This is a genomic window from Streptomyces sp. NPDC096339 (assembly GCF_044762985.1).
Classification (GTDB): Bacteria; Actinomycetota; Actinomycetes; order Streptomycetales; family Streptomycetaceae; genus Streptomyces.
In genome coordinates this window covers 83,651-91,750 of record NZ_JBIWFI010000037.1, presented here as the reverse complement: position 1 = coordinate 91,750, position 8,100 = coordinate 83,651, and the positions used below count along the sequence as shown (strand labels likewise).

Genomic DNA, 8,100 nt, shown 5'->3' with positions numbered 1-8,100 from the left:
GCTTGCCCTTGGCGTGCTGGGTCTCGGTCGCGCGGTCACTCGGGCCGCGCCGCGCCTGCTCACGCAGCGAGTGCAGCTCGGCCACGCGCCCGCGGCTGTCCACCGGATGGGCGACCGGCTCGATGGTGGTCATGACAATTGCTCCTTGTACATGGTGCGCTGTGCGGTGTGTGGGGACACGTCGAAGGCCGGCGTTCGTGCGGCGGTGCGGCGCGGCACGGCGATCGCGGTGATCAGCAGCCCGCGGCGGGCCAGCCACTTGCCGCTGAAGGCCGTGACGCGGATGCCGTCCACCGTCGGGCCCGGTACCAGCAGGCGGGCGTGGAAGGTACCGGCGTCCTCGTCGACGGTGACCATCACCTCGTCGAAGTCGAGAAATCGACCGGTGATCGGGTACCAGGCCTTGTAGACGCTCTCCTTGGCGCTGAAGACGAGCCGGTCCCAGTGCACATCGGGGCGCCGCACGGCCAGTTGGTTCAGCCAGAGGCGTTCCTCGGGGATGGTGATCAGCGCGCGCATCCCCGCGTTGGAGATCGGCTGGTTGGGTTCGGCGTCCACGCTGATCGCCGCCAGTTGGCCGGCGCGTGCCACCGCCGCGGCGCGGTAGCCGATGCAGTGCGTCATGCTCCCGACGATCCCTTCGGGCCAGCCGGGCGCGCCGCGGGTGCCGGGAAGGATGGGGGCCGGGGGGACCCCGAGCCGGGCCAGCGCCTTACGGGCGTTGCCCCGTACCGTCGCGAACTCCCTTCTGCGTTCATCGGTGCTGTGGGCCACCAGGGCCTTCTCCTGCGGGTACAGCACGGATTGCGGTAAGTCTCCGAACGTTTCCGCGACGGCAGCCGTCGTGGGCAGCAGTTCCTCGATCACGGTCAGTCCCCCTGTCCCCCTCGGACGTTCCGACGGCCCGTGTCCGTCCCCGCCCGGGCGGGCAGGATGCGGACGAGACCGCCCGGCCCGCCGGGGCGCCGGCTCCACTCGCGCGGGTAGCCCAGCGAGACCTCCTCGAAGGGGACCCCGTCGCGGTGGATGGTCCGACGGATGTGCAGGTGGCCGTAGACCATCGCCGCGGCGCGGAACCGGCGGTGCCAGTCGGCGGTCGCCTCCGTGCCGCACCAGAGCGCGAATTCGGGATGCCAGAGCACTTCGGTGGGGTCGCGCACCAGCGGGTAGTGATTGACCAGTACGGTCCGGGTGCCGGCGGGGAGGGCGGCGAGCCTGGCCTCCGTGGCGGCGAGCCGGTCCCGGCACCAGGCTTCCCGGCTCGGGTAGGGGTCGGGGTGGAGCAGGAACTCGTCGGTGCAGACCACACCGGCCTCCTCCGCCAGCCGGAGCGCGGCCTCCTTGGAGGCCACTCCCGGCGGGCGGAACGTGTAGTCGTACAGGAGGAAGAGCGGGGCGACCGTGACCGGGCCGCCCTCGCCCTCCCACACCGGATACGGGTCCTCGGGCGTCACGACGCCCAGCGAGCGGCACATCTCCACGAGGTGCCGGTATCGCTGCTCGCCCCGGAGCTGGAGGGGGTCCGCGCGCGGTGTCCACAGTTCGTGGTTGCCGGGCGCCCACACGACCTTCGCGAACCGGCCGGCGAGCAGGCGCAGTGCCTGCTCGATCTCGGAGGCGATCTCGCCGACGTCGCCGGCGACGAGGAGCCAGTCCTCGTCCGTCTCGGGCCGGAGCCCGTCGAGGATCTTCCGGTTCTCTTCGTAGTGGATGTGCAGATCGCTGATGGCGAGGAGTGAACCGCCCCGACTCCGTGTGCTGTCAGGCATGTCGGAAGCCCATCAGATCGCGGCCGGGCGTGTGGTGAGGCGCGTGCGGATCGCGGAGAGCACGGCCTCCTGCTCGTGTACGAGGTAGAAGTGCCCTCCCGGCAGCACCTCCAGCGCGAATTCGGCGTCGGTGTGCTCCGCCCAACCGTGGACGCCTTCGACGTCCACCCGGGGGTCGGAATCCCCGACGAGGGCCAGGACCGGGCAGGTCAATGCGGGCCCGGGGGCCATGCGATAGGTCTCGACCGCCTGGTAGTCCCCGCGGATGGCCGGGAGGATCATCCGCAGGATCTCCTCGTCGCCCAGCAGGTCGGCGTCGGTCCCGCTGAGCGCCTTCAGCTCGGCCACCAGGCCGTCGTCCGACCGCTTGTGGATGCCGGCCTCGCGCTGGAGGTGAGGGGCGCGGCGGCCGGAGACGACGAGCGCCGACGGGGAGGTCCCACGGGCCTGGAGCCTGCGCGCCGTCTCGAAGGCCACCAACGCGCCCATGCTGTGCCCGAACAGGGCCAGTGGGCGGTCGTCCCCGGTGGCGACCAGCTGTTCCACGATGTGGTCGGCGAGGACGCCGACCTCGGTGATGACCGGCTCGGACCGACGGTCCTGGCGGCCGGGGTACTGGACGGCCAGCACCTCGATGTCCGGCGTGAGGGCCCGGGACACCGGGAAGTAGAAGCTGGCCGAACCGCCGGCGTGCGGGAGGCACACGAGGCGCGTCGGGGCCTCGGGGGCCGGGTGGAAGTTCCGTATCCAGAGATCGTCGGTCATGAGTGTTTCTTCTCCTGCGTCTGCCCGGGTGTTCCTGTGCTGGTTCCGCTACGCCTTGCGGAAGACGTCCTTCACGGCGATCTTTCCGTCGCGGATGGTGAAGAGGTCGACGGCCCGGTCGAGGACCGTGCCGTCCGGGGAGTTGACGGTGAATTCGAGGATGACGCGGTCCTCGACCTCGAGGAGTTCGCCGTATTCCAGCGTGATCCCCTTGGCCTCGTATTCCTTGCGCAGGCCGATGATCTTGTCGAGGAAGGCGGGGATCTGCTCACGGGTGTACGTGGTGCCGGGTTCGGCACCCTCTGCCATGATCCAGCGGCCGTCCTCCGTGAAGCAGGCCGCGGCGGCCTCGATGTCGTCCCGCAGGCCGGCCTCGAAGAAGCGGTTGACGATGTCCTTGCCGATTCCCATAACGGTGATGCCTTTCGTTTCTGTGATGGATGCGCGGTTTCCGGCGGGTCAGGCCATGCGGACCGGGAGGTTCTCCAGGCCGCGGAACTGCGCCGTGTAACGCCATTCGAGAGCGGCCGGTTCGACGGTCAGCCGCCAGTCCGGGAAACGCTCCAGAAGCTTGGTGAAGATGATTTCGCCTTCGAGGCGGGCGAGCGGGGCGCCGAGGCAGTGGTGCACGCCGTGCCCGAAGGACAGGTGGGAGTGGGCCGACGGCCTGGTCACGTCGAGTCGGTTCGGGTCCGCGTACTTCTCGGGATCGCGGTTGGCCGACATCAGCGCGATGAAGACGATCTCGCCCTCGGGGATGGTGACGTCGCCGACCTCGACGGGGCTCGTGGTGTAGCGGATCGTCGAGAGGTTCAGGGGGCTCTCGTAGCGCAGGAACTCCTCGACGGCGCCCGGGACCAGGGACGGGTCGGCGCGCAGGAGCGCCTGCTGCTCGGGGTGTTCGAGGAGGGCGAGGACCCCGCTGCCGATCATGTTGGCGGTGGTCTCGTAACCGGCGTTCATCACCAGGAAGATCGTCGACATCAGCTCGGTGTCGGTGAGCTTCACGCCGTCGTCGTCGGCCTCGATCAGCGCGGAGACCATGTCCTCGCCCGGGGCGGCCCGCTTCTCGGCGACGAGCTGCCCCAGGTAGGCGAAGGCCTGGCCGAGTGCCTTCTGCTTCTCCTCCGCGGAGATGTCGACGCTCGCGAGGGCGCCGCTCCACGTCTTGAAGTCCTCGAACCGCTCCTCGGGAACGCCGAGCAGGTTGCCGATGACGTAGATCGGCAGCGCGAGGGCGATGTCGTCGACGAGGTCGAACTCCTCACCGGGGACGATCCGTTCCAGCAGCGCGTCGGTGGTCTGCTCGATCCACGACCGCATCTTCTGGACGCGCCGCATGGTGAACGCCTTGCCGATCAGCTTGCGCAGGCGGGTGTGCTCGGGCGGGTCGCTGAACAGCATGCTCCGGGGCTGCTCGGTGGCCTGGAAGTCCGGGTCCACCGACTGGGCCGTCACCACGGCGGGCAGGTTCACCGCGTCCTTGGACAGGCGCGGATCGGCGAGCAGCGCACGGCCGTTCTCGTAGTCGGTCACGACCCAGGCGTGGAGTTCGGTGGCGAGGGTCTTGACCACGTGGCGGCGTACGGCGCCCTCCTCCCGGAGCTTCTCGTACGTGGCGTAGGGGTCCTGCACGAAGCTCCAGCTGAGCAGGTCGACCCCGCCTGCTTCGATGGTCGTTCCGATGGACACGGGAAGGTCCTTTCCGAGTGCCGTGCTCATACGAGCCCGGCCAGCCAGTGGTCGACGGCCTTCGCCGTCGGTTCCGCGAATTCCTCAATGACGGTGAGGTGGTCGCCGGCCGTGGCCACCTCGGTGTGCGGCAGCGGCCATCCGGCGCGCGCACTGCCGAGGGGGGTGGCGCCGGGCTCCAGCAGGAAGTCGGCGGCGCGCACGACCAGCGTCGCCGCGGTGGCCGCCACGGCGGGCGCCCAGTGTTCGAACAGTGACAGGTAGCGGCCCATCGCCATCAGCTTCGTGTCGTCCACCATCGCGACCAGCTCGGGCCGGGCGGCCAGCTGCTGGAACAGCGAGGTCTGGAGCTCCGCCGTCTCGGCGTCGCCCGGCAGATAGGTGTCGAGCAGGACGATGCCCTCGGCCCGCGGCCCGCCGTCGCTGTCCAGGGCCTCCGACACCGCGTGTGCGATCCAGCCGCCGGAGGAGTAGCCGACGAGGACGAACGGCCGGCCGCCGGCGGCTTCCCGTACGGCCGCCACCTGCTCGCGGACCGCCTCCTCAAGGGTGTCGGGCAGCCGCTCGCCGTGTTCGTAGCCGGGCAGGGACAGCGCGCGGACCGTGTAGCCGTCGCCGAGGGCGGCGGCCAGGCGCGTGTACTGGAGCGGGCTGGCCGGGGCCACGAAGGACGGCAGGCAGACCAGTACGGGGCCGCCCTCCGCGCCGGCTCCGCCCGCCTGGCCGTTGTCGGCCGGGGAGAAGCGGACCGGCCGGCGCACGGCGCCGCCCGCGGGCTCCTCGGCGGCCAGCCGGGAGGCGGCGGCGAGGAACCGGATGCCGTCCGGCCCGCGGCCCGCCAGGCATGCCTGGCGGAAACGCTCCACCAGCCCGTCCGCCGGAACGGCGGGGGTCGCGGGAGCTGCGGCGGGGAGGCGGGCACCGAGGTGCTCGGCGAGCGCCGCGACCGAGGGGTGGTCGAAGGCGTCGGCGGCGCTCATCGCGATACCGGAGGCGGCCCGGATCCGGGAGCGCAGCTCGACGACGGCGATGGAGTTGATCCCCATGTCGGTGAACGACTGCCGGTCGTCGATCGCGTCCCGGTCGGAGTGCCCGAGCACGGCGGCCACCTGGGTGCGCACCAACTCCGCCATGTCGAGCGGGCCTTCGAGGACTGCGGGCTCGACCGCCACCGTCGCGTGGTCGGCGCGCGCCTCGGCGGACCGGGAGAGGGAGGCGCCGTCGGGCCAGTAGCGCTCGCGCTGGAAGGCGTAGGTGGGCAGGTCGACGCGCCGGCCGCCCGAGCCTTCGTAGTACGAGGTCCAGTCGACCGGGACGCCCTGGGTGAACAGCCGGCCGAGGGCGGCGACGAGCTGCTCCGGCTCGGGGCGGCCCTTGCGGAGGGCGGCGACCGCCGGGGTCTCCGTGAGGTCGGCGGCCAGGGCGGACAGGACGCCGTCCGGGCCGAGTTCGAGGAGTGACTCGACGCCCTGGGCCTCGATGGCGCTGACGGCATCGGCGAAACGGACGGGGCGACGGACGTGGTTGACCCAGTAGTCCACGGAGGTCAGTTCCTCCGCCGTGGCTGCCTGGCCGGTGACCGTGGAAACGATGGGAATGCGCGGGGCGTTGAACGTGAGCCCGGCAACGACCTGGCGGAAGTCGTCCAGCATCGGGTCCATCAGCGGCGAGTGGAACGCGTGACTGACCGTGAGCTGCTTGAACTTCACACCCAGCGAACCGGCGATCTCCAGGACCTCGGCCTCAACACCCGCCAACACCACGGACGTCGGACCGTTGACGGCTGCGATGCCGACAGAAGCCTCCCGGCCGGCAAGCAGCGGAAGGACCTGCTCCTCCGACGCCTGGACCGCGACCATCGCTCCACCGGCGGGCAGCGCCTGCATCAGACGACCACGCGCCGACACCAGAGCCGCAGCATCCTCAAGAGACAGCACACCGGAGACGTGCGCGGCGGCGACCTCACCGATCGAGTGACCGGCCAGGACCTCCGGCTTCACACCCCACGACTCGACCAGACGGTAGAGGGCGACCTCAAGGGCGAACAGAGCCGGCTGCGTGTTACTCGTCTCATCCAGACCCTCACCCGAGAAGACCACCTCACGGAGCGAGCCATCCAGGTGAGACAGAACCTCGTCGAACGCGGCCGCGAAAGCCGGGAACGCCTCATACAGCTCACGGCCCATCCCGGCCCGCTGAGCACCCTGACCCGTGAACAACACACCGAGCCGACCCGACCCGGCGAAACCCTCGACGACCTCGTCGCCGACCATCACGGCCCGGTGATCGAACAGGGACCGGGAGGCCACCAGCGAGGAGCCGATGTCCACCGGGCGAGCGTCCGTGCCGGCCAGGAACTCCCGCAGCCGGGCGATCTGGTCCTTCAGCGCACGAGCCGTACGGCCGCTCACCACGAACGGGACCACAGCCGGGGCGACGCCCTCGGCCACCGGTTCCTCGACCGCCGGAGCCTGCTCCAGCACCACGTGCGCGTTCGTCCCGCTGATACCGAAGGCTGAGATTCCGGCCCGCCGGAGGCGGCCCGTCTCCGGCCAGTCCCGGGCCTCGGTCAGCAGTTCCACACCGCCGGCCGACCAGTCCACCTCCGGCGTCGGCTCCGTGACGTGGAGGGTCCGGGGCAGGGACCCGTGGCGCATGGCCTCGACCATCTTGATGATGCCCGCGACACCGGCGGCCGCCTGCGTGTGCCCGATGTTCGACTTGACCGAACCCAGCCACAGCGGCCGGCCCTCCGGGCGCTCCTGGCCGTAGGTGGCGAGGAGCGCGTCCGCCTCGATGGGGTCGCCCAGCGGGGTACCCGTGCCGTGCGCCTCCACCGCGTCCACGTCGGCGGGCGTCAGGCGGGCGTTCTCCAGGGCCTGGCGGATGACGCGGCGCTGCGAGGGCCCGTTGGGGGCCGTCAGGCCGTTCGAGGCGCCGTCCTGGTTGACCGCCGTACCGCGGACGACCGCCAGCACCTGGTGCCCGTTGCGCTGCGCGTCGGAGAGGCGCTCGACGAGCAGCATGCCGACGCCCTCGCCCCAGGCGACGCCGTCCGCGTCCGCCGAGAACGCCTTGGAGCGGCTGTCCGGGGCCAGTCCGCGCTGGCGGCTGAACTCGATGTAGCCGGAGGGGGTGGACATGATCGTGACACCGGCGGCGAGTGCCATGGAGCAGTCGCCGGCACGGAGCGCCTGCACGGCCAGGTGCAGGGCCACGAGCGAGGAGGAGCACGCCGTGTCGAGGGTGACCGCCGGGCCGGTCAGGCCCAGCGTGTACGAGATCCGGCCGGAGGCGACGCTGGCCGCGTTGCCGGTGATGAGCAGGCCCTCGATCTCCTTCGGCGGGTCGGTCAGGAGCAGCGGGTAGTCCTGGCCGTTGCCGCCGACGAACACTCCGGTCCTGCTGCCGCGCAGGCTCTCGGGGGCGATGCCGGCCCGTTCGATGGTCTCCCAGGCGACCTCCAGCAGCAGCCGCTGCTGGGGGTCCATGGCGAGCGCCTCCCGCGGGGAGATCCGGAAGAAGCCCGGGTCGAACCGGTCGGCGTCGTAGAGGAAGCCGCCCTCATTGGCGTACGTGGTACCGGAGTTGGCCGGGTCCGGGTCGTACAGGTCCTCGGGCCAGCCGCGGCCGTCCGGGAAGGGGCCGACCGCGTCGACGCCGTCGGACACGAGGCGCCAGAGGTCCTCGGGCGAGCCGACGCCGCCGGGGAAACGGCAGGCCATGCCGACGATGGCGATGGGTTCACGGCCGGCCGCCATCAGCTGCTGGTTCTGCTGCTTGAGTCGCTCCACGTCCTTGAGTGAGGACCGCAGCGCGGTGACGAGCTGTTCGTTCAGGTTGGTCATGACGCTCTCTCTGGCGCGTAGGGGCG

6 protein-coding genes are annotated in these 8,100 nt (G+C 71.1%); all 6 read right to left on the bottom strand.

Features of this window, described 5'->3' with window-relative positions; translation table 11 throughout:
- Nucleotides 1-129: 129 nt before the first annotated feature.
- Genes ACIQ5Y_RS32880 through ACIQ5Y_RS32855 form a run of 6 tightly spaced genes read right to left on the bottom strand, consistent with a single transcriptional unit; the run spans nucleotide 130 to nucleotide 8,074 of the window.
- On the bottom strand, nucleotides 130-867 hold the full coding sequence (locus ACIQ5Y_RS32880; protein ID WP_403888817.1) for a 4'-phosphopantetheinyl transferase: 738 nt from the start codon (nucleotides 865-867) through the stop codon (nucleotides 130-132).
- Between the two features lie 2 nt (nucleotides 868-869).
- A complete protein-coding gene (locus ACIQ5Y_RS32875; protein WP_403888814.1) occupies nucleotides 870-1,769 on the bottom strand; it encodes a metallophosphoesterase family protein in 900 nt (299 codons plus the stop codon).
- 12 nt (nucleotides 1,770-1,781) lie between these two features.
- Nucleotides 1,782-2,534, bottom strand: coding sequence for a thioesterase II family protein (locus ACIQ5Y_RS32870; RefSeq protein ID WP_403888811.1), 753 nt, complete (start codon nucleotides 2,532-2,534; stop codon nucleotides 1,782-1,784).
- Nucleotides 2,535-2,582: 48 nt separating this feature from the next.
- Nucleotides 2,583-2,945, bottom strand: coding sequence for a nuclear transport factor 2 family protein (locus ACIQ5Y_RS32865; RefSeq protein ID WP_403888808.1), 363 nt, complete (start codon nucleotides 2,943-2,945; stop codon nucleotides 2,583-2,585).
- A gap of 48 nt (nucleotides 2,946-2,993) precedes the next feature.
- Nucleotides 2,994-4,226: a cytochrome P450 gene (locus ACIQ5Y_RS32860; protein ID WP_403888805.1), complete on the bottom strand. Its 1,233-nt coding sequence runs from the start codon at nucleotides 4,224-4,226 to the stop codon at nucleotides 2,994-2,996.
- 26 nt (nucleotides 4,227-4,252) lie between these two features.
- Nucleotides 4,253-8,074: a type I polyketide synthase gene (locus ACIQ5Y_RS32855; protein WP_403888802.1), complete on the bottom strand. Its 3,822-nt coding sequence runs from the start codon at nucleotides 8,072-8,074 to the stop codon at nucleotides 4,253-4,255.
- Between the last annotated feature and the right edge of the window lie 26 nt (nucleotides 8,075-8,100).